This window comes from Roseovarius dicentrarchi (genome assembly GCF_003316635.1).
In the GTDB taxonomy this organism is placed as follows: Bacteria; Pseudomonadota; Alphaproteobacteria; order Rhodobacterales; family Rhodobacteraceae; genus Roseovarius; species Roseovarius dicentrarchi.
Genome location: NZ_QNQP01000002.1, coordinates 33,723 through 58,080 on the forward strand (window position 1 = coordinate 33,723; position 24,358 = coordinate 58,080).

The window sequence follows — 24,358 nt, forward strand, 5'->3', positions numbered from 1 at the left end:
GGTGTAGGAATTAATTATTTCTTACATTTATCAAATTGCGGCGATTTTGCAACAACGGTCTTGCGTCGCATTAACCATGTTGCGATCAAGCTATCGTGAAAGTTGTTAAATTGAACCGCAAATTTGGCGCAAAAATCGCCGCATCAAGTCGGGTCTGACCAGCTGATTCTGTCCGCGCGGGCCCGCCACCGGGTGGGCGGGCAGGGATCAGACCATCATTTCCTTGGTGGCGGTCAGTCGGATTTCGGGAAAGTCCCGCTCGATGCGGTCGATATCCCATTGCATCCGCGTCAGATACACAACGTCGCCATCGTTATCATGCGCGATATGGGCCTGATTGGCCTTGATGAAGGCCTCTACCGCCGCCTGATCGCCCATGGCCCAGCGGGCCGAGTTGAACTGTGACGGCTCGAACCGGACGGGCAGGCCGTATTCCATTTCGATGCGGCTGGCCAGAACGTCAAATTGCAGCGCCCCGACGACGCCGACGATAAAACCCGATCCAAAGACGGGTTTAAAAACCTTGGCCGCGCCTTCTTCGGCAAACTGCATCAGCGCCTTTTCCAGATGTTTGGATTTCAGCGGATCGCCTGCGCGGGCGGTCTGAAGCAATTCGGGCGCAAAGCTGGGGATACCGGTCACGCGCAGCGCCTCGCCCTCGGTCAGGGTGTCGCCGATGCGTAATTGGCCGTGGTTGGGGATGCCGATGATGTCGCCGGCCCATGCTTCTTCGGCCAGTTCGCGGTCCGAGGCCAGAAACAGCACCGGGTTTGTCACGGTCATGGATTTCTTGGACCGCACATGGGTCAGCTTCATGCCGCGTTTGAAATGGCCCGAGGACAGGCGCACAAAGGCAACCCGGTCGCGGTGTTTCGGGTCCATGTTGGCCTGCACCTTGAACACAAAACCTGTGACCTTGGTTTCCTCCGGCGCGATCTGGCGTGGCTCGGCGCGCTGGGGCTGCGGCTGCGGGCCGTAGGCGGCGATGCCCTCCATCAACTCCTTGACGCCGAAGGAATTGATCGCAGAGCCGAACCAAATCGGGCTCATATGCCCCTCCAGCACCGCCTGCGGGTCAAGCGTGGGCAGCAGCTCGCGTGCCATCTCGACCTCCTCGCGCAGCTTTTCGACCAGATGCGCGGGCAGGTTCGCCTCCAGCGCGGGATCGTCCAGACCGTTGATTTCGATGCTGGCCGCCAGCTTGTTGCGGTCGGCGCGGTCCATCAGCTCCAGCCGGTCATTCAGCATGTCATAGCAGCCGACAAAATCGCGGCCCTTGCCGATGGGCCAGCTGGCCGGCGTGATGTCGATTGCCAGATTTTCCTGAATTTCGTCGATGATGTCGAACGTGTCGCGGCTCTCGCGGTCCATCTTGTTACAGAATGTCAGGATCGGCAGATCGCGCATCCGGCACACTTCGAACAGTTTTTGCGTTTGCGATTCCACGCCCTTGGCGCCGTCGATCACCATGATGGCGGCGTCCACCGCCGTCAGGGTGCGATAGGTATCCTCGGAGAAATCCGAGTGGCCGGGCGTATCGACCAGATTGAACCGGTACGTCTTGAAATCAAACGACATCGCCGAGGCGCTGACCGAAATGCCGCGATCCTTTTCCATCTGGATGAAGTCCGAGCGCGTGCGCCGCGCCTCGCCCTTGGCCCGGACCTGCCCGGCCATCTGGATCGCCCCGCCGAACAGAAGAAACTTCTCCGTCAGGGTCGTTTTGCCCGCGTCCGGATGCGCAATGATCGCAAACGTGCGGCGGCGCGCAATTTCAAACGGCAGGTCGGGGCGGTTGGGGGTGTTGTCCAGCATGGGGCGCGTATAATGCGGCCCGCCGGCGCGCGCAATAGATCCCGAGCGCGCCGGTCAGCCGCCAGAGGCGCGCCGCAGCAGCGCCGCCGCATCGGGGCGTTTGACCAGACCCTGCCGCACCTCGAAATCCATATGCGCGCGTCGCGGATGATCTGCCGGCCGCGCCGCCGGATCGCCTGCCAGACCCGGCGGAAGCGCGTCGCGCGTTCGCGGATCGACCAGCATCGTTTCGGTGGCAATGCCTTCGGCATAGATGATCTGGTGGTCGTCAAACAGCAGTTGCAGATAATCCACGAACCCGCCATGCGGCTGCGTAACCGTATCGCCATTGACCAGATGCCGCGCACGCACCAGCACTTCGGCCCGGCCGGCGCCCAAAGCGTCGGAGCGCTGGTAGATGAAAAGCCGGCTTTCGGGGCTGACGGTCAGATCGCCCGCATTGTTCAGCGCGCCGGCCTTTATGCGCACCGGGGCAAAATCACCGACCGCGCGCACCGTTGCCCGGCCAATCCAGCGCAGCGGGCGCGGCCCGTCATCGCGCGTCAGCACCATGTCGCCAAGGCCCAGATCCTCAATCGGGACCTGCGCGCCGGAGGCCATGGTGATATGCGTTCCGCGCGCAAATGACACGCAGGCCACCTCGGCGAACCGAGTGCGTGCGCTGCTGCGGTCAATCCCGACCAGGGTGTAATCGGTGCGCGCCGCCAGCTGCGCCAGCGGCATGACATAGATCGCGTCGATATCGCCCGCATTGTCCACCTCGACCAGAACCAGCACTTCGGTCGTGGCGCCGGTATGTGTCATCATGGTCAGCGTCGCATCCAGATACACCGCATTGCCTGCCCGCCCCAAACCCGAGTCCGGCGCGATTGCCAGCGCGCCGCCCTTGCCCGGCGCCACGGTCAGGCGCTGCACCGCCGCTTCGCTGCGCAATTCATAGACATCGTCCAGATCCAGCTCATCGGCAAAAGAGATCGGATCGCCCAGATTGGCGCCGCTGATCACAGTGATGTCAGCTGCCGCATACACGGGCAGGGCCTGAATGAAATCCTGTGTCATTGCTGTCCCTTCCTTGCCTTCTGCCGTTATCGCATCTGCACTGGCGCCGCGCGCATCGCCCAAACCGGCATTTTCAACTTTTGGTCGCCGCGCCGCTGGCTTAACGATGGGTACTATACCCCGAATGTGGCAAGGTCGCGTCAAACTTCGGTGATATCGGGGGCAATTTCGGCGCGAATGCCGGACAGTTTAGCAAAAGGGAGTTGCATATGGACATGGGTCTGAAGGGCAAGCGCGCATTGGTCTGCGCATCGTCAAAGGGGCTGGGGCTGGGCTGCGCGCGGGCGCTGGCGGCGGAGGGCGTCCATCTGGTGATGAACGCGCGCGGACAGGACGCGCTGGACGCTGCTGCCGATACGATTCGCGCGGAGTTCGGTGTCGAGGTTGCCACCGTCGCCGCCGACATCACCACGAAATCGGGGCAGGCGGCGGTGCTGGAGGCCGCAGGCGATCTGGATATCCTCGTCACAAATGCAGGCGGCCCCCCGCCCGGCGTCTGGAGCGATTGGGACCGCGATGATTTCATCAACGCGCTCGACGCCAATATGCTGACGCCCATCGCACTGATGAAGGCGGTATTGCCCGGCATGATGGCGCGCGGCTGGGGCCGGGTGGTCAATATCACCTCGCAATCGGTCAAGGCGCCGATCCCCGCGCTGGGGCTGTCGAATGCGGCGCGGACGGGGCTGACCGGCTATGTGGCGGGCACCGCGCGGCAGGTGGCGGGCAAGGGCGTGACCATCAACAACCTGCTGCCGGGCATCCACGCCACCGACCGCGCCGTGCAGCTGGACACCGGCGTCGCGCGGGCACAGGGCATCACCATGCAAGAGGCGCGAGAGCAGCGTTTCGCCACGATTCCCGCTGCCCGCTATGGCACCGCCGATGAATTTGGCGCGGCCTGCGCGTTCCTGTGCTCGCAACATGCGGGCTTTATCGTCGGGCAGAACCTGCTGCTGGATGGCGGCGCGGTGAACGCAACGCTCTGATGCGCGTTCCCGCCCCGCGCCTTGCAAGCGCCGGGGCGGGTTGCTATCTGCGTGCCAACAGTTCCCGACCGATTTGATCGGACAGCCGAAAAGGCCGCGCATGTCCTCCAAAGTGCCCAGATTGCAGATCCAGAACCTCAGCCGCCGCTATGACGGGCGGCTGGTGGTCGATGATATATCGCTGGCGGTCATGCCGGGGCAGGTGACGTGCCTGCTGGGCCCGTCGGGCTGCGGTAAATCCACAACGTTGCGGATGATCGCGGGGGTAGAGACCCAGGACGCGGGCAAGATCCTTGTCGACGGTCATGTGATCTGCGACGGCACCGAACGCGTCCCGCCCGAGCAGCGCCAGATTGGCTTGATGTTTCAGGACTTTGCGCTGTTTCCCCACTTGACGGTCTTCGGCAATGTGGCGTTCGGGCTGTCCGGTCCCAAGGCCGAAACAGCGGCGCGGGTGGCCGAATTGCTGGACCGGGTCGGCCTTGGCCATTTCATCAATTCCTACCCGCACGAGCTGTCTGGCGGTGAACAGCAGCGCGTCGCGCTGGCCCGCGCCTTGGCGCCGCGTCCGCGCATCATGCTGATGGACGAGCCGTTCTCGGGCCTCGATAACCGCCTGCGCGACGGCATCCGCGACGACACGCTGGAAATCCTGCGCGAAGAGGACGCGGCCGTGCTGTTGGTCACCCATGAGCCGGACGAGGCGATGCGCATGGCCGATGATATCGCCCTCATGCGGGGCGGACGCATCGTGCAGCAGGGCGCGCCCTATAACGTCTATAACGCCCCGGTAGACCGCGACGCGGTCGCGTTCTTCAGTGATATCAACGTGATACGCGGCACGGTTCGCGGCGCGCTGACCGAAACGCCGTTCGGCCAGTTTCTGGCGCCCGGCGTTCCGGACGGCAGCGCCGTCGATATCGTGATCCGCCCCCAGCACATCAAGATCGACTTTGACCGCGGCGGACGCGGCCCGAACCCCACCGTTCAGGACGGCGCCCCGGCGCGCGGCATCGTTCAGCGCGCCCGCTTCATGGGGTCCGAAAGCCTTGTGGAATTCCGCATGGACCATGATGGCAGCCTGCTGAAGGCCACTGTGCCGAACGTCTTCCTGCCCAGCCCCGGCAATGCGCTCTGGCTGATGTTGCGGCGGGATCGCTGTTTTGTGTTCCCCGCGCGAACATGATCTGTCATCTTGCTGAAAATACTCAACATCACCGGCGGAGCCACGACCGCCCCCGCCAGTTTTCGCGCAAATCCGGCCCGCTTATTCCGATTGGTCTTTTCTCCGGCCTCGACAGGGTTTAGATACGTGTCTGAACACCACGGGGCCAGCGCCATGTGCGCCCCGAATTAAGGGAGTATTGAGATGCTTAACAATATCGGCCTGCCCGGCCTTCTTCTGATCGCCGTTGTCGTGCTGGTACTGTTCGGTCGCGGCAAGATTTCGTCGCTGATGGGTGAGGTCGGCAAGGGCATCACCTCCTTCAAGAAGGGCATCGACGAAGGCAACAAGGAAATCGAAAGCGCAGGCAAGGAAGCCGACGTCGATTACGAGGCCGGAACCCGCGACGTAACGCCCAGCGACACAACAACCTCCAAGCCCAAAGACAAGGTCTGAGCGCACCATGTTCGACCTCGGCTGGACGGAGCTACTGCTGATCGGCATCGTTGCGCTGATCGTGGTCGGCCCCAAGGATCTGCCCGGCATGTTCCGCACTGTTGGCCAGTTCGTGGGCAAGGCCAAGGGCATGGCGCGTGAATTTTCCAAGGCGATGAACGACGCGGCCGACGAATCCGGCGTTTCGGGGATGAGCGACAGCCTGCGCAAGGCGACCAACCCGATCGGATCGGCCATGGACGAGGTCCGCAAAAGCACCAAAAGCTTTACCGAGGCCACGCGCGATGCAGGCAAGCCCAAGGACGCAAAGCTGAGCCCGGAGCGGCAGGAAGCCAAGGACAAGATTACGGCCCACTCCGCCAAGGCCACGCAGGCGCGTCTGGACCGCGAGAAGGCAGATGCCGCCGCCACAGCGGACGCATCCGCTGACGCCCCGGCGACGGATGCCGCCACGCCCAGGCCCGCCACAGAAAAGGCGCCCGCTGACAAGGCCCCGGCCAAAAAGGCAGCGCCCGGAACCGGCCCCAAAGCCAAGCCCGCAGCAAAGGCGTCCGAGGCTGCCAAAGCGGACTCCGCCGCCAAGGCGCCCAAAGCTGCCGCCAAAAAACCGGCGGCCAAAAAACCCTCAGAGGGCACGGCATGAGCCAGAGCGACGACATCGAGGAAAGCAGCGCGCCGCTGATCGAACACCTGACCGAGCTGCGCACGCGTCTGATCCATTCCGTGCTGTATTTCCTCGGCGGCATGATCATCTGCTTTACCGTTGCGCAGCCGATCTTCAACTTTCTCACTGCGCCGCTTTGCTCGGTGCTGGCGGATCGCGGTCAGGATTGCGACCTGATCTTTATCTCCCCGCAAGAGGGCTTCTTTGTGGCGATCAAGGTATCGCTGCTGGGCGGTTTCATGCTGGCGTTTCCGTTCATCGCCAACCAGATGTGGCGCTTTGTGGCGCCGGGCCTCTACCGTTCGGAAAAGGGTGCCTTCCTGCCGTTTTTGATCGCATCGCCCTTCATGTTCTTCTTGGGGGCCAGCTTTGCGTTTTTCGTCGTCACGCCGCTGGCCTATGATTTCTTCCTTGGGTTCCAGCAGTTTGCCGGCGAAAGCGAGGCCGTCGATGGTGTCCAGAACGCCGCGCCGCTCAGCGTGGTGTTCCAGGGCTCCGCTCAGGAATATCTGAACCTGACCGTGAAATTCATCGTCGCCTTCGGCCTTTGCTTTCAGTTGCCCGTCCTGCTGACGCTGATGGGCAAGGCCGGTCTGGTCGGCGCCGTTGGCTTGCGCGCGGTGCGCAAATACGCGGTGGTTGGCATTCTCGTGCTGGCCGCGCTGGTCACGCCGCCCGATGTGATTACCCAAGGCATCCTGTTCGTCGTCGTCTATGGCCTGTACGAAATTTCGATCCAGCTTGTCGCCCGCGTCGAGCGCAAGCGCGAGGCCAAACTGCGCGCCGAAGGACTGTGGTTCGACGACGAGGACGAGATGACCGGAGACGACATGCATCCCGAAGAAATGCCGGACCCCGATGACAAGGATCCAGCCCAATGACTGATCCGCTTCTGCGGGTTGCCGAGGCGCTGGAGCGGGTCAGCCCGCCGCCGCGCCCCGCGCCCGATTTGCACGCTTGCGATGCGTTTGTCTGGCATGTGGCGCCCGACCACCTACAGCCCGTGCCGGATGTGGCGCGGGTGGATATGGCGCTGCTGGTCGGGATCGACCGGGCCCGCGATACGCTGCTGGAGAATACCCGCCATTTCGCGCGGGGTCTGCCGGCCAATAACGCCCTGCTTTGGGGCGCGCGGGGCATGGGCAAATCCAGTCTGGTCAAGGCGGTTCACGCCGCCGTCGTGGCCGAGGGCCTGCCGCTGAAAATCGTCGAGCTTCAGCGCGAGGATCTGACCAGCGTCACCCGGCTGCTCAGCTTGCTGCGCGCCAGCGATGCGCGGTTCATCCTCTATTGCGACGATCTCAGCTTCAGCCATGACGACCAGCATTACAAATCGCTCAAGGCGGTTCTGGATGGCGGGATCGAGGGGCGGCCCGAAAATGTGATCTTCTACGCCACCTCCAACCGGCGCCACCTGATGCCGCGCGACATGATCGAGAACGAGCGCAGTTCGGCCATCAACCCCGGCGAGGCGGTCGAGGAGAAGGTATCGCTCAGCGATCGCTTTGGCCTCTGGCTGGGCTTTCATGCCTGCGATCAGGACGGATTCCTGTCGATGGTGCGCGGCTATTGCGATGCGTTCGGGATCGACATTTCGGACGAGGATCTGCGCGCCGAGGCGATTGAATGGCAGGCCACGCGCGGCGGCCGGTCGGGCCGGGTGGCGTGGCAATTCGTCACCGATCTGGCCGGGCGGCATGGGGTCAGGCTGCCCTGACCTAGATCAGCGGCGCCGCGGCCCCGGTGCGGGTCAGATCAGTCAGCAAATCCTGATACGTCTTTTCCGCGCGCGTGATGCGCGGCGCGGGAAGCCTGACATTCTCCACCCGGATCAGCGCCTCGAACCCCAGGAAAAAGGGCAGCACCGCGCCGCGCTCCTGCGCTGACATGTCCAGCGCAGACGCGAACGCCATCAGGCAGGCGCGATCAACGCCAAGGCAGGTTTTGCCGGACAGGCGCAGACGCCGCCGCCCCATATGCATGGCAAAGCGCGCCACATCTTTCAGCAGGGGCAGTCGCTTGGACGCGCCCAGATCAATGCCGGTCAGGCGCGTGCCGTCCGCAACCAGATTGTTGGGGTGAAAATCGCCGTGGCAGATCGCGGTGCGCCACGGGGCTGCGGCAATCTCCGGCTCCAGCCGGCGCATCTGCTCCAGGATTTGCAGCTCAAGCTGGCGCAGTTGGTCAAACGGCTGCTTGGCCGAGGCATTCTCCGCGCGCGCAATCCAGCGTCTGGGGGTCGCAACGCGCCAGCCTTCGGACATGGCGGTGCATTTGCGAAACCACGCCGCCGCCCCCGGCAGATGGGCGGCGCGCGCCCGTTTATCCAAGCTGTACAGCAGCGCCATCAGCGGCGTGCCGGTAATACGCTCCTGCACGATCAGGCCGTGGTCGGGGCTGGCGCAGATCGGCTGCGGTGTGCGCAGATCGCCGGTCGCCATATGGGGCCAGAGCCGCTGTAATTCGTCCCATTCGGCGCGGGTGGCGCCGTGATCATCGGTCAGGTTCAGCCGGAACACCACATCGCGCCCGTCCAGCGTTCCGTGAAAAATGGCGCGTTTTCCCGGCACATGCCGGATCAGGTCGCCGGGTTCGGCACCGCTCAGGCAGGGGGTGTTTGCGCGGGCCTCGTCCAGCCGCGCGATGATGGGCATCATCGTTTCCAGATCGGGGATGGGCGGGAGTTTGACATTCATTTGCGCACTCAATCGCAGCGGCGCCGTGCGGTCAACCGAAATGCCCCGCTGCCGATTGAACCCGGCCCGGCCCGCGTCTATGTTGGCCGCCAAAGCAGGCCGCGCCGCTGGCCGTTACCGCACAAAGGATACCCCCGAATGACCGACACCCCCGTAGCCGACATGACATTCGAGCAGGCCATGAAAGAGCTGGAACAGGTCGTCGGACGGCTGGAGCGCGGCGATGTTGCGCTGGACGAATCCATCACCCTGTACGAGCGGGGCGCGGCATTGAAAAAACGCTGCGAGGCCAAGCTGAAAGAGGCCGAGGAAAAGGTCGCCGCCATCACGCTGGACGGTGACGGGCAACCGACCGGGACCAAGCCGGTCGAGGGTCTGTAGCCCCCATGCAGACGCAGCTGGACAAGGCGGCCGCGCAACTTGCCGCGCATCTGGCGCAGGTTCTGTCGCCCTTTTCCGGTGATGTGGGCGATGCCATGCGCCACGCCACCAAAGGCGGGAAGCGCCTGCGCGGGTTTCTGGTGCTGGAAAGCGCACGTTTGCACAAGGTCAGCCCGGCCGCGGCCATCTGGCCCGCCACGGCGATCGAGGCGATGCACGCCTACAGCCTTGTTCACGACGATTTGCCCTGCATGGATGACGACGACGCCCGACGCGGGCAGCCAACGGTCCATGTCAAATGGGACGAGGCGACGGCGGTGCTGACCGGCGACGCCCTTCAATCACTGGCGTTCGAGCTGGCCGCGCATCCCGAGGTGGGCAGCGGCGCCGTGCGCGCCGATCTGGTGCAGACGCTGGCGCGTGCGGCAGGCGGGCAGGGCATGGTGCTGGGCCAGGCGCTGGACATGGCCGCCGAACGCGCGCAGACGCCGCTGCCGCTGGACCGGATCAGCGCGCTTCAGGCCGGCAAGACCGGCGCGCTGTTTGAATGGAGCGCGGCCGCCGGCGCGCGCATGGCCGCGGCCGATCCGGCACCGATGATCCGCTATGCCGCCGCGATGGGGCAGGCGTTCCAGATCCGCGACGATGTGATCGACGTCACCGGCGATGCGCAGGCCGTCGGCAAGGCGGTGGGCAAGGACGCGGCAGCCGGCAAGGCCACGTTCGTGTCGCTGCTGGGCCTCGATGGCGCCCGCGCGCGCGCCGCAGACCTTGTGGCCGACGCCTGCGATGCGCTATCTGAATATGGCGCGGACGCTGCAACCTTGCAGCAGACCGCGCGCTTCGCTATCTCGCGTCACAGCTGACCTGACGCCCCGGGGAGGGGCAGTGCCATGACCACCGAGCAAGACCCAACGCCACCGTCCGCGCCGAAAACGCCGCTGCTGGACAATGTAACCGGCCCCGCCGACATGAAACGGCTGAGCGACCGCGACCTGGGCCGTCTGGCGGACGAGCTGCGCGGCGAGACGATCCGCTCGGTCTCGCAGACCGGCGGGCATCTGGGTGCGGGCCTTGGCGTGGTGGAATTGACCGTGGCGCTGCACGCGGTGTTCGACGCGCCGCGTGACAAGATCATCTGGGACGTCAGCCATCAAAGCTATCCGCACAAGATCCTGACCGGGCGCCGCGACCGGATGAAAACCCTGCGCCAGAAGGACGGCCTCAGCGGGTTCACCAAACGGTCCGAGTCGCCCTATGACCCGTTCGGCGCGGCCCATTCCAGCACTTCGATCAGCGCGGCGCTTGGCTTTGCCGTGGCGCGCGATCTGGGCGGGGCCTGCGATACCGGCCACGGCGATGCGGTGGCGATCATCGGCGACGGCGCGATGAGCGCGGGCATGGCGTTCGAGGCGATGAACAACGCCGGCGCGCTGGGAAAACGCATGTTCGTGATCCTCAACGACAACGAGATGTCGATCGCACCGCCCGTCGGCGCGCTGTCGTCCTACCTGTCGCGTCTTTATGCCGAAGAGCCGTTTCAGGATCTCAAAGCCGCCGCCAAGGGCGCGATTTCCCTGCTGCCGCCCCCCTTGCAGGAGGGTGCGCGCCGCGCCCGCGACATGCTCAAGGGGCTGGCCGTCGGCGGCACATTGTTCGAGGAGTTGGGTTTTTCCTATGTCGGCCCCATCGACGGGCATGATATGGAGCAGCTCCTGGCGATCCTGCGCACCGTCCATCAGCGCGCCACCGGCCCGATGCTGATCCATGTGCTGACCAAAAAGGGCAAGGGATACGCCCCCGCCGAGGGTGCCAATGACGGCGGTCATGCGACCGCGAAATTCGACATCGTTACCGGCAAGCAGAGCAAACCACCCAGCAACGCGCCCAGCTACACGGCGGTTTTTGGCCGCGAACTGGTGGCGCATGCCGCCAGGGATGACCGGATTGTGGCCGTGACGGCGGCCATGCCTGATGGCACCGGCCTTGCCCTGATGGCGGAACGCTACCCCTCGCGCTGCTTTGATGTGGGCATTGCCGAACAGCACGCCGTGACCTTTGCCGCCGGCATGGCCGCGGGCGGATTGCGCCCGTTTTGCGCGCTTTATTCCACGTTCCTGCAACGCGGCTACGATCAGGTTGTGCATGACGTCGCGATTCAGCGCCTTCCGGTACGCTTCGCCATTGACCGCGCCGGTCTGGTCGGCGCCGATGGCGCGACCCACGCGGGCAGCTATGACACGGCGTTTCTGGCCAACCTGCCCGGTTTTGTCGTTATGGCCGCGGCGGACGAGGCGGAGCTGGTGCATATGGTGGCCACCGCTGCCGCCCATGACGACGGCCCGATTGCCTTCCGCTACCCACGCGGCGAAGGCGAGGGCGTGACGATGCCCGAAAAGGGCATCCCGCTGGAGATTGGCAAGGGCCGCATGATCGCCCAGGGCGCCCGCGTCGCGATCCTCAGCTTTGGCACCCGCCTTGGCGAGGTGCGCCGCGCCGCCGAGGCGCTGGCCGCCAAGGGGATCACCCCGACAATCGCCGACGCGCGTTTCGCCAAACCGCTGGACCGCGACATGATCCTGAAACTGGCCGAAAACCACGAGGCGTTGATCACGATCGAAGAAGGCGCCGTTGGCGGCTTTGGCAGCCATGTGGCACAGCTGTTGGCAGAGGAGGGCGTGTTCGATCACGGGCTGAAATTCCGTTCGATGGTGTTGCCGGACATCTTCATAGATCAGGCCAGCCCGGCAGATATGTATGCCGTGGCCGGTATGGGCGCCGCCGAGATCGAAGCGAAGGTGCTGGATGTTCTGGGCGTGGCTCAGATCGCGGGCAAACGCGCCTGATGGCAGGGTTCGTGTAAGTTATGCACAGGATTTTCCACAGATACCGGCGACAAGTCTGGAAAGTGATAACTGTTTCTTAGAGTTTTGCGTATTATCTGTGGATGATGAGAATTTTCCACCTCCTCGTCCTTGCCGCCGTCCTGCTGGCTGCGCCTGCCCGCGCTCAGACGCTGGATGGGCCGGACGGGCCGCTGCGCATCACGCAGATGGCAAGTGGCCTGAATGGCCCGTGGGCCTTTGGTTTCCTGCCCGACGGTGGTGTGCTGATTACGGAAAAACGCGGTGCCTTGTGGCGACTTCGCGACGGGGAAAAAACCCGCGTCGGCGGCGTCGGGCCGGTCGCCGATGCCGGGCAGGGCGGCTTGCTGGATATCCTCATCCCCCGTGATTTTGCGCAAACGCGGCAGCTTTATTTTACGCAGGCAACACGGCAAGGGCGCGGCGCCGGCACGGCACTGGCCACGGCGCAGCTGGAACGCGGCGCAGATACGCTGACCGACTGGCGTGTCATTTACCAGATGACCGAAGGCAGCAGCGGCGGCCGACATTTCGGCGCGCGTCTGGTCGAGGCGCCGGACGGCACGATTTTCATGACCGTGGGCGAGCGGGGTGACCGGCCCTCGGCGCAGGATCTGAGCCGCGAAAACGGCAGTATCCTGCGCCTGACACGCGACGGCGCGCCGGCGCCAGGCAACCCGTTTTCAGACAGGCAAGGCGCGCGTGCCGCCATCTGGTCCTACGGCCATCGCAACCCGCAAGGCGCCGCATTGGATGCGGATGGGCAGCTTTGGGTCAATGAGCATGGCGCCAAGGGCGGTGACGAGGTAAATCGCATCGCGCCGGGCGCAAATTACGGCTGGCCGGTCATCTCCTACGGTCGGCACTACTCTGGCGCGCGCATTGGCGAGGGCACGGCCAAGCCGGGGCTGGAGCAGCCTGAATTCTACTGGGATCCCAGCATCGCCCCCTCGGGCCTGATGATTTATTCAGGCGCGCTCTGGCCGGAATGGCGGGGCGATTTCTTTTCCGGATCGCTGAAATTCGGCTTCATCTCGCGCCTGTCAGGCGATCCGCTGGCCGAGGTGCAGCGACTGCAAAGCGCCGAAACCGCCCGCTTGCGTGACATCCGCGAAGCGCCGGATGGCACGATCTGGTTCCTCAGCGAAGGCCGGGGCGCACTGTACCGGCTGTCGCGTTAGCCGCTACTCCTGCTCGCGCGACGATTGCGCCCCGCGCTCGCGGTAGGGCGTGGTGCTGTAATGTGCACGGTAGCATTTGGAGAAATGCGAGGGCGAGGAGAACCCGCAGGCAAGCGCCACGTTGATCACAGTCATATCGGTCTGCATCAGCAGGTTACGCGCCTTTTGCAGGCGCAATTCCATGTAATACCGCTTGGGCGACCGGCTGAGATAGCGGCGAAAAAGACGCTCCAGCTGCCGTGTCGACATACCCGCATCGCGCGCCAGTATCGCCGGGCTGATCGGCTCTTCGATATTGGCCTCCATCAGCTGGATCACCTGGCTCAGCTTGGGGTGGCGCACGCCGATGCGGGTGGGAACCGACAGTCGCTGCGTGTCCTGATCGGTGCGGATGGACGAATAAATCAGCTGATCCGCGACCGCATTGGCCAGCTTTTCATCGTGGTCCTGTGCGATGATACCCAACATCAGATCAATGGATGATGTGCCGCCTGCGGTGGTCATGCGGTTGCCGTCAATGGTGAACACCGATTTTGTCAGCTGCACTTCGGGAAAATCCTCGGCAAAGCTGTCGTGATTTTCCCAATGGATCGTCGCGCGCTTGCCATCCAGCAGCCCGGCGCGCGCCAGAATGTAGGATGCGGTGCAAAGCCCGCCTATCTTCAGCCCGCGCCGTGCCTCGCGGCGCAGCCAGTTCAGCATGCGTTTGCTTGCCGCCTGTTGAATTTCAATCCCGCCGCAGATCAGAACCGTGTCGTTGCGTGACAGCTCATCCAGCGGTCCGTCCAGCTGGAACCGCACACCGGCCGAGCATGTGATCACATCGCCGCCATCGCCGATCACCGTCCAGTCATACAGCGGCCTTTCCGCCATGCGGTTTGCGATCCGCAGGCATTCGATGGCAGCTGAGAAGCTGATCAGGGTAAAGTTGTCCAGCAGGACAAAAACAAAGCGGCGGGTGGCGGTTTCGGCGCCAGACTGGCGATGTCTTTGGTCGATTTGCATTGATCAACATCCTCCGCCTGACGTCAGGGCCAGATTGGTGATCCCTGAAAAAAGGGTATTTGACAAGGGATTGCACAAGGATTTGACTGATTGCGCGCAACATTCGTGTGGTCACCCGGCGGAAGCTTGCGTATAGAACCGGTTCAGGAATGCATATCGCGGAGTACAGACAATGGCAGAATGGACCAAATCCGATTGGCGCGACAAGCCGCGCATCCAGATGCCGGACTATACCGACCAGGACGCGCTGCATGCGGTCGAGGCGCGTCTGTCGCAATTTCCGTTGCTGGTATTCGCAGGCGAGGCGCGGAAACTGAAGGCGCAACTGGGCGCGGCATCGCGCGGTGATGCATTTTTGCTTCAGGGCGGCGATTGCGCCGAAGCCTTCGACCAGTTCAGCGCGGATGCGATCCGCGATACATTTCGGGTCATGCTGCAAATGGCAATGGTGCTGACCTATGGCGCCAAGGTGCCTGTGGTCAAAGTCGGCCGCATGGCCGGCCAGTTCGCCAAGCCGCGCAGCGCCCCGACGGAAACCGTGAATGGCGTGGAATTGCCCAGCTACCGCGGCGACATCATCAACGAATTGCCGTTTTCCGAAGCCGCGCGAAGCCCCGATCCGGCGAAAATGCTGCAAGCCTACACTCAATCGGCCGCAACGCTGAACTTGTTGCGCGCGTTTTCCAAGGGCGGCTATGCTGACATGAACAAGGTCCACAGCTGGACCTTGGGCTTTACCGAGGGTGAGAAGGCCGCGCGCTACCGCGAAATGGCGGGCCGTATCGGTGACGCGCTGGATTTCATGCGCGCCGCAGGTTTGGACAGCGCCAGCACCGAGGCGATGCAGACCGTGGATTTCTACACCAGCCACGAGTCGCTGCTGCTGGAATATGAAGAGGCGCTGACGCGGATAGACAGCACGTCAGGCAACTGGCTGGCCGGCTCTGGCCATATGATCTGGATCGGTGATCGCACACGTCAGCCCGACGGCGCGCATGTCAATTTCGCCAGCGGCGTATTGAACCCGATCGGCCTGAAATGCGGCCCCAGCATGACGGCAGATGATCTGAAGACGTTGATGACAAAGCTGAACCCGAAAAATGAGGCAGGCCGCCTGACCTTGATCGCGCGGTTTGGCGCGGGCAACGTTCAGGAGCATCTGACCCGTCTTATCCGCGTTGTTCAGGCCGAAGGCGCCAATGTGCTGTGGGTTTGCGATCCGATGCATGGCAACACGATCAAGTCGGAATCGGGCTACAAGACGCGGCCATTCGATGCCGTGCTGCGCGAAGTTCGGGAGTTTTTCGCAGTTCACAAGGCCGAGGGCACGATCCCCGGCGGTGTGCATTTCGAGATGACGGGACAGGACGTGACCGAATGTATCGGCGGGGTTCAGGCAGTTACGGATGAAAACCTGAGTGATCGCTATCACACCGCCTGCGATCCGCGCCTGAATGCGTCGCAATCGCTGGAGCTGGCGTTCCTTGTTGCCGAGGAGCTTTCGACGTTTCGTCAGGATCTGCGCGCCAAGGCGGGCTGATGCCGCTTGAGATCTGAGCATAGACTGGCCCGCGCGGTGCGATCCGTGCGGGCCGGTTTGCATTGTTCAGAGTTATCCCTTGACCAATCGCAGATGCGATTTTTGACCTGCGCGGTGAGGTTCGGATGCTCGTCTGTCGCTCGTCAGTGCGAGCGTGGGCGTGGCAAGACGAGGGTGCGCGGCACCTTCCAATGGTGTAACCTGCGCGTCGACAATATCAAAGCGGCGTGGCCCCCGGCCCAGGTTTCCGCACGTTACCAAGCATCCCAATGCGCGTGAGATGTCGCCAAGATCGCTGCGCAGCGGCAGGATCAGCATGTCACCGGTCAGTTTTGGGCCAGTCGCAGATGCCAGCGACAGACGCAGCGTTGCAGGCTGATCAAAAACACTGACCAGATGATGTGACAGCGCGTCGCGATGAGAGGGCGTGATGAAAGCGCTGAGCGGCATGCCGCGCACCTCCATCCCCATCAGATCCGTCATGTGGCTGCCGGCGATGCGCAACCGGGCCAGACCCGGCGCGATGCGCTCCGCGATGAAGGCGTTGGACAATAGCGCCTCGATCCCGCGTGGGTCGATATCCGACCGGCGCGGAACATCTGTGCCGCGCCGCATCTTTTGCCAATATGCTGCAAAATCCGCCAGCGCCGTGGCATGCGGTGACAGGGATGGCGCGACCTGCGCCAAGGCGCGCAGCGGGGTTGCCGTGTGGCCGTCGATCAGATGGATATCGCGTGTCATGATCCTGCCCTTTCCCGCCTGATGCGGCGACATTTGTAAGACTGGTTAACCGCGCCGCACCGTCGTGGTTCCGTGCGCATACTGTGAAATCCTGGCCAGTGTTTCGGATCGACCCAAGGGGGCGACGCGGGTGGTCGGTGGAGACAATATGCCACAAAGGCGCCCGCTTTTGTCTAAAATCCTTTACAAATGGTTAACTTCTCCGCGAGGCGCGGCAGCCGGTCCGGCATGGCGGCGCCGGGCAGGATGGCTTGCCACGCTGATGTTCAAGGCTTAGGAATACGGCGCAAACCGGCAAGGGGGCTGCATGACCATGGCGCGCACAGTGAATTCGATGACCGGCTTTGCTGCCGGGCAGGGCGCGGACGGCCCATGGTCCTGGAGTTGGGAGCTGCGCAGCGTCAACGGCAAGGGGCTGGATCTGCGCCTGCGCGTGCCGGACTGGATCGCCGGTTTGGAAACGGCCCTGCGCACGCGCCTGTCCGGCGCGTTGGTGCGCGGCAATGTATCGTTGACCTTGCGGGTGCAGTCGGGCGATGCGGGCGGGCGTTTGCGGATCAATTCGGCCCAGCTCGATGATGTTCTGCAAGCCTTGGCCGAGGTCGAGGCGCGCGCGATGGAGCGCGGATTGTCCCTGGCACCCGCGCGCCCCGGCGATGTTCTGGCCGTGCGCGGCGTGCTGGACGTGGCAAGCGACATGGCCGATACCGAGCCGCTGAAAGCAGCGCTTTGCGCCGATTTTGAAACTGTCCTGACCGATTTTATCGCCATGCGCGCCAGCGAGGGCGCGGCGCTGCACGCATTGCTGGAGGCGCATCTGGCCGACATCGCCCGCCTGACAGACGCGGCTCATGCCGCCGCCATAGCGCGCGCGCCGGAAATGGCGGCCGCCCTGACGGCAAGTCTTGGGCGCGTGATGGATGGCGCAAATGGCGCGGACCCGGCGCGTGTCGCGCAGGAACTGGCCCTGATCGCCGTCAAGGCGGATGTGACCGAGGAAATCGGCCGCCTTCATGCGCATGTCGCCGCCGCGCGGGAGTTGTTGGCCAGCGGCGCACCGGTGGGGCGCAAGCTGGATTTTCTCAGCCAGGAATTCAATCGCGAGGCCAATACCATGTGCGCCAAGGCACAGAATACCGACCTGACCGCCATCGGGCTGGAGCTGAAGGTGGCTGTCGACCAGATGCGCGAACAAGTGCAGAATGTGGAGTAGATCATGAGCAACCGCCGCGGATTATTGATTATCCTGTCGTCCCCATCGGGCGCCGGCAAATCCACGCTGTCACGCCGTTTGCGCGAATGGGACGAAAACGTGCTGTTCTCCGTCTCGGCCACGACGCGCAAGCCGCGCGAGGGCGAGGTGGACGGGTCCGACTATTATTTTCTGGAGACAGAAGATTTCAAACGACAGGTCATCGAGGGGCAGATGCTGGAGCATGCGTTCGTCTTTGGCAATCACTACGGCTCGCCCAAGGGGCCGGTCGAGGCGGCGATCAATCAGGGCCGCGACGTTCTGTTTGATATTGACTGGCAGGGCGCGCAGCAGATCCAGAATTCGGATCTGGGCAAACATACGCTGTCGATCTTCATCCTGCCGCCCTCCATTTCCGAGTTGCGCCGCAGGCTGGAATCGCGCGGGCAGGATAGCGATGATGTGATCGCAAAGCGGATGCAGAAAAGCTGGGACGAAATCAGCCATTGGGCGGAATATGACTATGTGCTGACCAATGATGATCTGGACGCAACCGATGCATCGCTCAAGCAGATCATCGCCGCCGCCCGGCTGCGCCGTATCCAGCAGCCCGCGCTGACCGAACACGTACGCAACCTGCAAATGGAATTCGAGGACCGCACATGATGTATGCATTTGAGGGCCACCGCCCCACCACGCCCGAAGATGGCGATTACTGGATCGCACCGGGCGCGCATGTGATCGGGCGCGTCGTGCTGGAGGGGGGCAGTTCGGTCTGGTTCGGCGCCGCGCTGCGCGGCGATAACGAGGTGATCCATATCGGCGCGGGGACGAATGTGCAGGAAAACTGCGTCATGCATACGGATATGGGGTATCCGCTGACCATCGGTGCCGGCTGCACAATCGGGCACAAGGCCATCCTGCATGGCTGCACCATTGGTGACAATTCGCTGATCGGCATGGGCGCGACGGTACTGAACGGCGCCGTTATCGGGCGCAACTGCCTGATCGGGGCGGGCGCGCTGATCACCGAAGGCAAGCATATTCCCGATGGATCGCTGGTCATGGGCGCGCCGGGCAAGGTGGTGCGCGAACTGGACGCCGCCGCAATCGACGGCATCCGCAAAAGCGCCCTGGGCTATCAGGACCGGATGCGCCGGTTTCGCGCCGGATTAGCGCCGCTGGACTGACCGCGCTGGTCTGCCTTACATTATCGCGGCAGCAAATCATCCTCGCCAATCTGGGTCGCCAGCCAGTTGCGGAATTTGGTCAGCGCGCCATCGCCGGTCTTGATGTCCGGCCAAACCAGGTGATAGGCGCCGGGGCTGGGCGTTGGCTGGCCCCACGCGACCGCCAAACGGCCCGCCGCGATGTCGCCTGACGCCAGATATTCCGGCAGCAGCGCCACGCCCAGCCCATGCAGCGCGGCCTGCGTGATGGTTGAAAACTGGTCATAGATCGTGCCGGTGACTCGGCCTGCCTCCACCCCTTGGGCCGCGAACCATGCGCGCCACGCCTCGGGCCGGGTTTCGATATGCATCAAGGGCATGTCCAGCAGGCTGGCGGCGGTCGCGGGCGGCCTTTCCGCAATCAGCGATGGCGCGCAGACCGCAATCACCGCCTCGCCGCGCAGACGCATGGACTGCGTTCCCGGCCAATCCGCGTCCCCGAAATGTATCGCTGCATCAAAGGGTTCCATTGCGAAGTTGAACGGTTTGATCCGCGTTGACAGGTTCAGAGTCACCTCTGGATGGCTGCGCGCAAAATCCGGCAGGCGCGGCACCAGCCAGCGCATCCCGAAGGTCGGCAAAATCGCCAGATTAAGCGCGCCCCCCGATGGGTTTACCGTCAGTTTCAGCGATGCCTGCGCTATCTGGTTGAGCGCCGCGCGCACCTCGGCCGCGTATTGCACCGCGTCCGGGGTCAGCGAAATGCGGCGGCCGTCGCGCACAATCACCGTGACGCCCAGCTGCTCCTCCAGCGCCTGGATCTGGCGGCTGACCGCGCTTTGCGTCAGGGTCAGCGCGTCGGCGGCGGCGGTTGCGCTGCCCAGCCGGTCCAGCGCCTCCAGCGCGCGCAGGCTGGCGATGGAGGGCAGAAATCTGCGGGGCAGGGCCATCTATTCCATTTCCTCATGGGTTTTCGCAAAAGACTTGGTATTCTTCTGGGGTCAAACGCCTTATATGACAAGCAGAACACATGATAAACTCATGGAAAGGGAACATGATGAGCCTCGACGCCCCCACACTCAAAGCCAAAGACGCCCCCGATCTGTCCGGTTTCGACTGGAAAGACCCCTTCCGCCTGGACGACCAGCTTCAGGAAGAAGAGCGGATGATCGCCGAAAGCGCCCGCACCTATGCGCAGGAAAAGCTGCAAACGCGGGTCATTCAGGATTACGCAAACGAGGCGGTCAGCCCCGAGCTGTTCCCCGAAATGGGTGAAATGGGCCTGCTGGGCACCACAATCCCCGAGGAATACGGCGGAATCGGCAGCGGCTATGTCAGCTACGGCCTTGTCGCGCGCGAGATTGAGCGCGTCGACAGCGGCTATCGTTCGATGATGAGCGTGCAGTCGTCCTTGGTCATGTACCCGATCTATGCTTACGGCACCGAAGAGCAGCGCCAGAAATATCTACCCAAGCTGGCCAAAGGCGAGCTGATCGGCTGTTTTGGCCTGACCGAACCCGATGCCGGCAGCGATCCGGCGGGCATGAAAACCCGCGCCGAAAAGATCGACGGCGGCTACCGCCTGACCGGCGCGAAGATGTGGATTTCCAACAGCCCGATCGCGGATGTATTCATCGTCTGGGCCAAATCGGACGCGCATGAGGGCAAGATTCGCGGGTTCATTCTGGAAAAAGGCATGGACGGGCTGAGCGCGCCTAAAATTGCCGGCAAGCAATCCCTGCGCGCCTCGGTCACAGGCGAGATTGTGATGAAAGGTGTCGAGGTCGGCGAGGATGCGCTCTTGCCGAATGTCGAAGGGCTGAAGGGTCCGTTTGGCTGCCTGAACCGCGCCCGCTATGGCATTGCGTGGGGCGTGATGGGCGCCGCCGAATTCTGCTGGCATGGTGCATTGCAATACGGCCTTGACCGCCACCAGTTCCGCAAGCCGATTGCGCAAACGCAGCTGTTTCAGCTGAAACTGGCGAATATGCAGACCGAAATCACGCTGGGCCTGCAAGCCGCGCTGCGTGTCGGCCGCCTGATGGACGAGGCGAACGCCGCGCCCGAAATGATCAGCATGATCAAGCGCAACAACTGCGGCAAGGCGCTGGATATCGCGCGCATGTCCCGCGATATGCATGGCGGCAACGGTATTTCCGAGGAATATCACGTCATTCGCCACATGGTGAACCTTGAGACCGTCAACACATATGAGGGCACGCATGACGTCCACGCGCTGATCCTGGGCCGTGCGCAAACAGGCCTGCAAGCGTTTTTCTGATCGCGATCCAAGACCGAGTAGTGAGCGCGGGCAGGTCAATCCTGCCCGCGTTTTTTGTGTGAATGCGTAATGAAAACACCAACCGCAGCCCTTGGAATCTGCGATCAATTCGTTCAATGCTGGCGCCACTGAATCCAAAAGACACGGGCCAGACCGGAGAGGGCGCTGACATGACTGAAACGGCTGATATTATCGTCATTGGCGGCGGCATCGCGGGCATTTCCGCCGCGGCTGAATTGTCGGCTGACGCGCGCGTTCTGGTGCTGGAGGGCGAAAGCCAGACGGGCTATCACTCAACCGGACGATCGGCCGCCGTTTATATCCGCAACTATGGCAATTCCGTTCTGCGTGCGATCAACGCGCTGTCCGAACCGACGCTGACACAGCCTGATGGCATCAGTGATCACAGCCTTCTGTCGCCGCGCGGCGAGCTGTTGTTGGCCTCCGAGGATGAGCTGCCCCAGCTGGAGGCCTACGCCGCCGGCGCGACTGGCCTGGAGGACATGACCGGCGCCGATTGTGCAAAAATGGTGCCAATCCTGCGCCTGGAGCGCATTGCCGGCGCCCTCTATGAAAGCAGCGCGCAAAGCATTGACGTGGACCGGATGCTTCAGGGCTACGCCCGCCTGCTCAGGTCGCGCGGTGGCAAGATTGTGACCGGCGCGCGCGTCTCCACCATTTCCCGCCGCGAGGGTGTCTGGCAGGTGGAAACAGGCGCCGGGGTGTTTGCGGCGCCGACACTTATCAATGCTGGCGGCGCTTGGGCTGATGAAATCGCATCCCTCGCCGGGGTCGGACGCGTTGGGTTGCAGCCAATGCGCCGCTCGGCCGCGCTTTTGCGACTGCCGGATGAATATGACGTCGAAAGCTGGCCGCTTTTCGCAACCGTGGCCGAAACCTGGTACGCCAAGCCGGACGCGGGCAGGCTGATGGTGTCGCCCGCGGACGAGGATCCGGTCGATCCGCATGACGCATGGCCAGATGACATGGTTTTGGCCGAAGGGCTGGACCGGTATGAGCAAGCCGTGACTGTGCCGGTGACGCGGGTTGAAAACAGTTGGGCCGGGCTGCGCACTTTTGCGCCCGATCGCACCCCGGTTGTCGGCTTTGCCCCGGATGCTGACGGATTTTTCTGGTTGGCCGGGCAGGGTGGTTATGGTGTTCAGACGGCGCCCGCGCTTGCCCAAACCGTCGCCGCGCTAATCGGCTCCCGTAGTCCCGACCTGCCCGAGGCGGTACTGACCGCCATGGCACCGGGTCGGTTTGCGGGTAAGTGAGACTTTATAGACTGCGTTTTTAAACCCTTGGGAGACCGCAAAATGGATGACATTACACGTGACCACACTGGCCCGCGCATGAGCCAGATCGTCAAGCATAACGGGACGATTTATCTGGCGGGCCAGGTCGGCAATGCCGGTGACAGCGTCACCGAGCAGACCAAGACCTGCCTTGCCAATATCGACAAACTGCTGGCGGAGGCGGGATCGGACAAGACGCGTATCTTGCAGACCGTTATCTGGATGGCCGATATGAAGGATTTCGCCGAAATGAACGCGGTTTGGGATGCGTGGGTGCCTGCGGGCCACACGCCCGCCCGCGCCGCAGGCGAATCCAAACTGGCAACGCCCGAATACCTGGTCGAATTCATCGTCGTCGCGGCTGAGAAGTAAGCCAGCCATCTGCGTGCGTTGCGCCACACTGTTTTGAAACAGTCTCTGCCAAGCTATGTTTTGGCAGAGACTATCGAAATAAATTTGAAATTCATCCAAGGGTTTTTCAATAGCCTCCGATACCTCAGCAAAAACGCTTGGACCTATTCCAGACCAGCGCAGCGATTGTGGTCCGTAGGCGCCGGAGAGAACCTATTTCATCGCCCAAAGAACGCGCGCCGTGTCAAACAGGCCGTTGTGACGCCCGTTGTTGTCCGACACATCGCCGTCTTGTCGCCGCTTCTTCGCCCATACGGATTTCTTTGACGGGCCTTTAATTGGCGCGCCGGATGGGCACATGGAAATGTGATGCAAAACCGATTCAAGCACCGTTGCGTTTGGGGTCTGAAAACTCTGCACGGTGATACCAATCCGCAGCCGGACGTCTTTTTCCACTATATACGCCTTATCGTTTAACAAACGACGGATCTTTACCTCTGTGCCAGGCAGGTCCGCGATCTGATGGAAATTGAGGCCCATCAGGATCTGACCATCGACAGTGGCGCCGATAGGCAGCCCGGCCTTGTTCAGGTTATCCAGACGCACCCTGATCGCGCTGAGCAGGGATGCATAACGCGCCGCTCCCAATTCATGCGCCAGGCTACGGCGGCCGGCGACACGAACCGCTACAACTCCCGCAATGCTGGTGTGAGCGTCGCCGTGCGAGAGTGCGATTGCATCGCGCGAGAAGGTTTCAAAGCCCGTCAGTCCGCTTATCGGGTCCTGCCTGCGCTCGGCGGCGTGGCGGCGTTCGACAAGGGCCCGAAAACGCTCATGCTCCAAAAAGGTGGCGGCAACGGGAATGGACAGCAGGTTCAGCACCGCCATGGGAAGGGCGAGCGTTGACAGGAATGCGACACACAGATCCCAAGGCATGAGAAGCGCTGTTGTCAGATGAAAGCTGGTTACAAGGCCCAAGACAATCATGCTGACTATTCCGCGGCGCGATTGGCGCAGTGTCCAGTGGTTCCACAAGAATCCGGCAAGGAAGGAAACCAGCATCCCGGCCAGCCCCGATGCCATGCCGACGCCGCCGATATAGCCACGCATGGATGCGGCCATGACCAGACATATCAACGCGGCGCGCCACCCCAGAAATGCGCCGGCAAGTGCCACAGACACATTGCGCATATCGATGATAACACCGGGTGCCATTTCCAGCGGAGCATTCATTTGAATCATCGCCACAAGGCCGAAGGAGAAGCCCAGTATTATCTGCGCGCGCGCCTCCGGCATATGCGATCTGATCAATCCAAATAATGATGCCAGCATGACAACAATGGCGAGAGAGCCAATCACTTCGGGTAACAGCAGCATATCAAATTCCCCACTCTTCGAGGGATATGAGTAATGCGCAATGTATAACGAGGACTTAACGAGCGTCTAAAAGCGCCCGCAGCGCGCTGGAAACTGCGTAAACATTATGTTTGTTTTGACGACAAATCCGCCAG

The 24,358-nt window shown here is 62.8% G+C and carries 24 protein-coding genes; 17 read left to right on the forward strand and 7 right to left on the reverse strand.

The features are described from left to right. Positions 1-207: 207 nt before the first annotated feature. Positions 208-1,815, reverse strand: coding sequence for a peptide chain release factor 3 (locus DQ230_RS01560; RefSeq protein ID WP_113910747.1), 1,608 nt, complete (start codon positions 1,813-1,815; stop codon positions 208-210). Positions 1,816-1,869: 54 nt separating this feature from the next. After that, on the reverse strand, positions 1,870-2,874 hold the full coding sequence (locus tag DQ230_RS01565) for a Hint domain-containing protein (RefSeq protein WP_113910748.1): 1,005 nt from the start codon (positions 2,872-2,874) through the stop codon (positions 1,870-1,872). Between the two features lie 209 nt (positions 2,875-3,083). On the opposite strand from DQ230_RS01565, the gene DQ230_RS01570 reads away from it, so the two are divergent. The 6 genes from DQ230_RS01570 (at position 3,084) to DQ230_RS01595 (ending at position 7,865) form a co-directional block, all read left to right on the forward strand. After that, entirely contained in the window at positions 3,084-3,863 is a 780-nt protein-coding gene (locus DQ230_RS01570) for an SDR family oxidoreductase (protein WP_113910749.1), read from the forward strand. 100 nt (positions 3,864-3,963) lie between these two features. Continuing rightward, on the forward strand, positions 3,964-5,049 hold the full coding sequence (locus tag DQ230_RS01575) for an ABC transporter ATP-binding protein (protein WP_113910750.1): 1,086 nt from the start codon (positions 3,964-3,966) through the stop codon (positions 5,047-5,049). A 183-nt stretch (positions 5,050-5,232) separates the two neighbouring features. After that, positions 5,233-5,484 carry a twin-arginine translocase TatA/TatE family subunit gene (locus DQ230_RS01580; protein WP_113910751.1) on the forward strand — a complete coding sequence of 84 codons (252 nt, stop codon included), beginning with the start codon at positions 5,233-5,235 and terminating at the stop codon, positions 5,482-5,484. Between the two features lie 7 nt (positions 5,485-5,491). Then, entirely contained in the window at positions 5,492-6,127 is a 636-nt protein-coding gene (tatB, locus tag DQ230_RS01585) for a Sec-independent protein translocase protein TatB (protein WP_113910752.1), read from the forward strand. After that, positions 6,124-7,029, forward strand: coding sequence for a twin-arginine translocase subunit TatC (gene tatC / locus DQ230_RS01590; protein ID WP_113910753.1), 906 nt, complete (start codon positions 6,124-6,126; stop codon positions 7,027-7,029). Before tatB ends, tatC begins: the two co-directional genes overlap by 4 nt. Next, the gene (locus tag DQ230_RS01595) at positions 7,026-7,865 is read left to right on the forward strand and encodes an ATP-binding protein (RefSeq protein ID WP_113910754.1); all 840 of its coding nucleotides are present in this window, start codon (positions 7,026-7,028) and stop codon (positions 7,863-7,865) included. Before tatC ends, DQ230_RS01595 begins: the two co-directional genes overlap by 4 nt. A 1-nt stretch (position 7,866) precedes the next feature. On the opposite strand, the gene DQ230_RS01600 is transcribed toward DQ230_RS01595, so the two are convergent. Next, positions 7,867-8,844 carry a phosphotransferase gene (locus tag DQ230_RS01600; protein ID WP_162497336.1) on the reverse strand — a complete coding sequence of 326 codons (978 nt, stop codon included), beginning with the start codon at positions 8,842-8,844 and terminating at the stop codon, positions 7,867-7,869. Between the two features lie 138 nt (positions 8,845-8,982). Between DQ230_RS01600 and DQ230_RS01605 the strand changes: the two genes are divergently transcribed. From DQ230_RS01605 to DQ230_RS01620, 4 genes are all read left to right on the forward strand, one after another. Further along, positions 8,983-9,225 carry an exodeoxyribonuclease VII small subunit gene (locus tag DQ230_RS01605; protein ID WP_113910756.1) on the forward strand — a complete coding sequence of 81 codons (243 nt, stop codon included), beginning with the start codon at positions 8,983-8,985 and terminating at the stop codon, positions 9,223-9,225. 5 nt (positions 9,226-9,230) lie between these two features. Next, a complete protein-coding gene (locus DQ230_RS01610) occupies positions 9,231-10,091 on the forward strand; it encodes a polyprenyl synthetase family protein (protein ID WP_113910757.1) in 861 nt (286 codons plus the stop codon). 27 nt (positions 10,092-10,118) lie between these two features. Beyond that, a complete protein-coding gene (dxs, locus tag DQ230_RS01615; RefSeq protein WP_113910758.1) occupies positions 10,119-12,071 on the forward strand; it encodes a 1-deoxy-D-xylulose-5-phosphate synthase in 1,953 nt (650 codons plus the stop codon). Positions 12,072-12,172: 101 nt separating this feature from the next. Then, positions 12,173-13,270, forward strand: a complete 1,098-nt coding sequence (locus tag DQ230_RS01620; RefSeq protein WP_113910759.1) for a PQQ-dependent sugar dehydrogenase — start codon at positions 12,173-12,175, stop codon at positions 13,268-13,270. A 3-nt stretch (positions 13,271-13,273) separates the two neighbouring features. Here DQ230_RS01620 and DQ230_RS01625 read toward each other — a convergent pair whose 3' ends face one another. Then, positions 13,274-14,275: a GlxA family transcriptional regulator gene (locus tag DQ230_RS01625; protein ID WP_113910760.1), complete on the reverse strand. Its 1,002-nt coding sequence runs from the start codon at positions 14,273-14,275 to the stop codon at positions 13,274-13,276. Positions 14,276-14,447: 172 nt separating this feature from the next. Here DQ230_RS01625 and DQ230_RS01630 point away from each other — a divergent pair, with 172 nt between their 5' ends. Beyond that, the gene (locus tag DQ230_RS01630; protein WP_113910761.1) at positions 14,448-15,815 is read left to right on the forward strand and encodes a class II 3-deoxy-7-phosphoheptulonate synthase; all 1,368 of its coding nucleotides are present in this window, start codon (positions 14,448-14,450) and stop codon (positions 15,813-15,815) included. A gap of 72 nt (positions 15,816-15,887) precedes the next feature. Here the strand turns inward: DQ230_RS01630 and DQ230_RS01635 are convergent, their stop codons facing one another. Continuing rightward, positions 15,888-16,556, reverse strand: a complete 669-nt coding sequence (locus tag DQ230_RS01635) for a PAS domain-containing protein (protein WP_113910762.1) — start codon at positions 16,554-16,556, stop codon at positions 15,888-15,890. Positions 16,557-16,863: 307 nt separating this feature from the next. Here DQ230_RS01635 and DQ230_RS01640 point away from each other — a divergent pair, with 307 nt between their 5' ends. From DQ230_RS01640 to DQ230_RS01650, 3 genes are read left to right on the forward strand one after another with little or no spacing between them, the layout of a single operon-like run. Continuing rightward, positions 16,864-17,769 carry a YicC/YloC family endoribonuclease gene (locus DQ230_RS01640; protein WP_238987388.1) on the forward strand — a complete coding sequence of 302 codons (906 nt, stop codon included), beginning with the start codon at positions 16,864-16,866 and terminating at the stop codon, positions 17,767-17,769. Between the two features lie 3 nt (positions 17,770-17,772). Further along, positions 17,773-18,414, forward strand: a complete 642-nt coding sequence (gene gmk, locus DQ230_RS01645) for a guanylate kinase (protein ID WP_113910763.1) — start codon at positions 17,773-17,775, stop codon at positions 18,412-18,414. Next, positions 18,414-18,938, forward strand: coding sequence for a gamma carbonic anhydrase family protein (locus DQ230_RS01650; protein WP_420820883.1), 525 nt, complete (start codon positions 18,414-18,416; stop codon positions 18,936-18,938). Before gmk ends, DQ230_RS01650 begins: the two co-directional genes overlap by 1 nt. Positions 18,939-18,958: 20 nt before the next feature. On the opposite strand, the gene DQ230_RS01655 is transcribed toward DQ230_RS01650, so the two are convergent. Then, positions 18,959-19,867 (reverse strand): LysR substrate-binding domain-containing protein, encoded by a 909-nt coding sequence (locus DQ230_RS01655; RefSeq protein WP_113910765.1) that lies wholly within the window; start codon positions 19,865-19,867, stop codon positions 18,959-18,961. 107 nt (positions 19,868-19,974) lie between these two features. Here DQ230_RS01655 and DQ230_RS01660 point away from each other — a divergent pair, with 107 nt between their 5' ends. The 3 genes from DQ230_RS01660 (at position 19,975) to DQ230_RS01670 (ending at position 22,868) form a co-directional block, all read left to right on the forward strand. Continuing rightward, on the forward strand, positions 19,975-21,198 hold the full coding sequence (locus tag DQ230_RS01660) for an acyl-CoA dehydrogenase (RefSeq protein WP_113910766.1): 1,224 nt from the start codon (positions 19,975-19,977) through the stop codon (positions 21,196-21,198). A 170-nt stretch (positions 21,199-21,368) separates the two neighbouring features. Continuing rightward, positions 21,369-22,475, forward strand: coding sequence for an NAD(P)/FAD-dependent oxidoreductase (locus DQ230_RS01665; protein ID WP_113910767.1), 1,107 nt, complete (start codon positions 21,369-21,371; stop codon positions 22,473-22,475). A gap of 42 nt (positions 22,476-22,517) precedes the next feature. Continuing rightward, a complete protein-coding gene (locus DQ230_RS01670) occupies positions 22,518-22,868 on the forward strand; it encodes a RidA family protein (RefSeq protein ID WP_113910768.1) in 351 nt (116 codons plus the stop codon). A 192-nt stretch (positions 22,869-23,060) separates the two neighbouring features. On the opposite strand, the gene DQ230_RS01675 is transcribed toward DQ230_RS01670, so the two are convergent. After that, the gene (locus tag DQ230_RS01675; protein WP_113910769.1) at positions 23,061-24,224 is read right to left on the reverse strand and encodes a LytS/YhcK type 5TM receptor domain-containing protein; all 1,164 of its coding nucleotides are present in this window, start codon (positions 24,222-24,224) and stop codon (positions 23,061-23,063) included. Positions 24,225-24,358 lie beyond the last annotated feature (134 nt).

Coding starts and splice junctions, on each gene's coding strand:
- DQ230_RS01560 (WP_113910747.1), bottom strand. CDS start 1,815: ATGCTGGACAACACCCCCAACCGCCCCGACCTGCCGTTTGAAATTGCG.
- DQ230_RS01565 (WP_113910748.1), bottom strand. CDS start 2,874: ATGACACAGGATTTCATTCAGGCCCTGCCCGTGTATGCGGCAGCTGAC.
- DQ230_RS01570 (WP_113910749.1), top strand. CDS start 3,084: ATGGACATGGGTCTGAAGGGCAAGCGCGCATTGGTCTGCGCATCGTCA.
- DQ230_RS01575 (WP_113910750.1), top strand. CDS start 3,964: ATGTCCTCCAAAGTGCCCAGATTGCAGATCCAGAACCTCAGCCGCCGC.
- DQ230_RS01580 (WP_113910751.1), top strand. CDS start 5,233: ATGCTTAACAATATCGGCCTGCCCGGCCTTCTTCTGATCGCCGTTGTC.
- tatB (WP_113910752.1), top strand. CDS start 5,492: ATGTTCGACCTCGGCTGGACGGAGCTACTGCTGATCGGCATCGTTGCG.
- tatC (WP_113910753.1), top strand. CDS start 6,124: ATGAGCCAGAGCGACGACATCGAGGAAAGCAGCGCGCCGCTGATCGAA.
- DQ230_RS01595 (WP_113910754.1), top strand. CDS start 7,026: ATGACTGATCCGCTTCTGCGGGTTGCCGAGGCGCTGGAGCGGGTCAGC.
- DQ230_RS01600 (WP_162497336.1), bottom strand. CDS start 8,844: ATGAATGTCAAACTCCCGCCCATCCCCGATCTGGAAACGATGATGCCC.
- DQ230_RS01605 (WP_113910756.1), top strand. CDS start 8,983: ATGACCGACACCCCCGTAGCCGACATGACATTCGAGCAGGCCATGAAA.
- DQ230_RS01610 (WP_113910757.1), top strand. CDS start 9,231: ATGCAGACGCAGCTGGACAAGGCGGCCGCGCAACTTGCCGCGCATCTG.
- dxs (WP_113910758.1), top strand. CDS start 10,119: ATGACCACCGAGCAAGACCCAACGCCACCGTCCGCGCCGAAAACGCCG.
- DQ230_RS01620 (WP_113910759.1), top strand. CDS start 12,173: ATGATGAGAATTTTCCACCTCCTCGTCCTTGCCGCCGTCCTGCTGGCT.
- DQ230_RS01625 (WP_113910760.1), bottom strand. CDS start 14,275: ATGCAAATCGACCAAAGACATCGCCAGTCTGGCGCCGAAACCGCCACC.
- DQ230_RS01630 (WP_113910761.1), top strand. CDS start 14,448: ATGGCAGAATGGACCAAATCCGATTGGCGCGACAAGCCGCGCATCCAG.
- DQ230_RS01635 (WP_113910762.1), bottom strand. CDS start 16,556: ATGACACGCGATATCCATCTGATCGACGGCCACACGGCAACCCCGCTG.
- DQ230_RS01640 (WP_238987388.1), top strand. CDS start 16,864: ATGACCATGGCGCGCACAGTGAATTCGATGACCGGCTTTGCTGCCGGG.
- gmk (WP_113910763.1), top strand. CDS start 17,773: ATGAGCAACCGCCGCGGATTATTGATTATCCTGTCGTCCCCATCGGGC.
- DQ230_RS01650 (WP_420820883.1), top strand. CDS start 18,414: ATGTATGCATTTGAGGGCCACCGCCCCACCACGCCCGAAGATGGCGAT.
- DQ230_RS01655 (WP_113910765.1), bottom strand. CDS start 19,867: ATGGCCCTGCCCCGCAGATTTCTGCCCTCCATCGCCAGCCTGCGCGCG.
- DQ230_RS01660 (WP_113910766.1), top strand. CDS start 19,975: ATGAGCCTCGACGCCCCCACACTCAAAGCCAAAGACGCCCCCGATCTG.
- DQ230_RS01665 (WP_113910767.1), top strand. CDS start 21,369: ATGACTGAAACGGCTGATATTATCGTCATTGGCGGCGGCATCGCGGGC.
- DQ230_RS01670 (WP_113910768.1), top strand. CDS start 22,518: ATGGATGACATTACACGTGACCACACTGGCCCGCGCATGAGCCAGATC.
- DQ230_RS01675 (WP_113910769.1), bottom strand. CDS start 24,224: ATGCTGCTGTTACCCGAAGTGATTGGCTCTCTCGCCATTGTTGTCATG.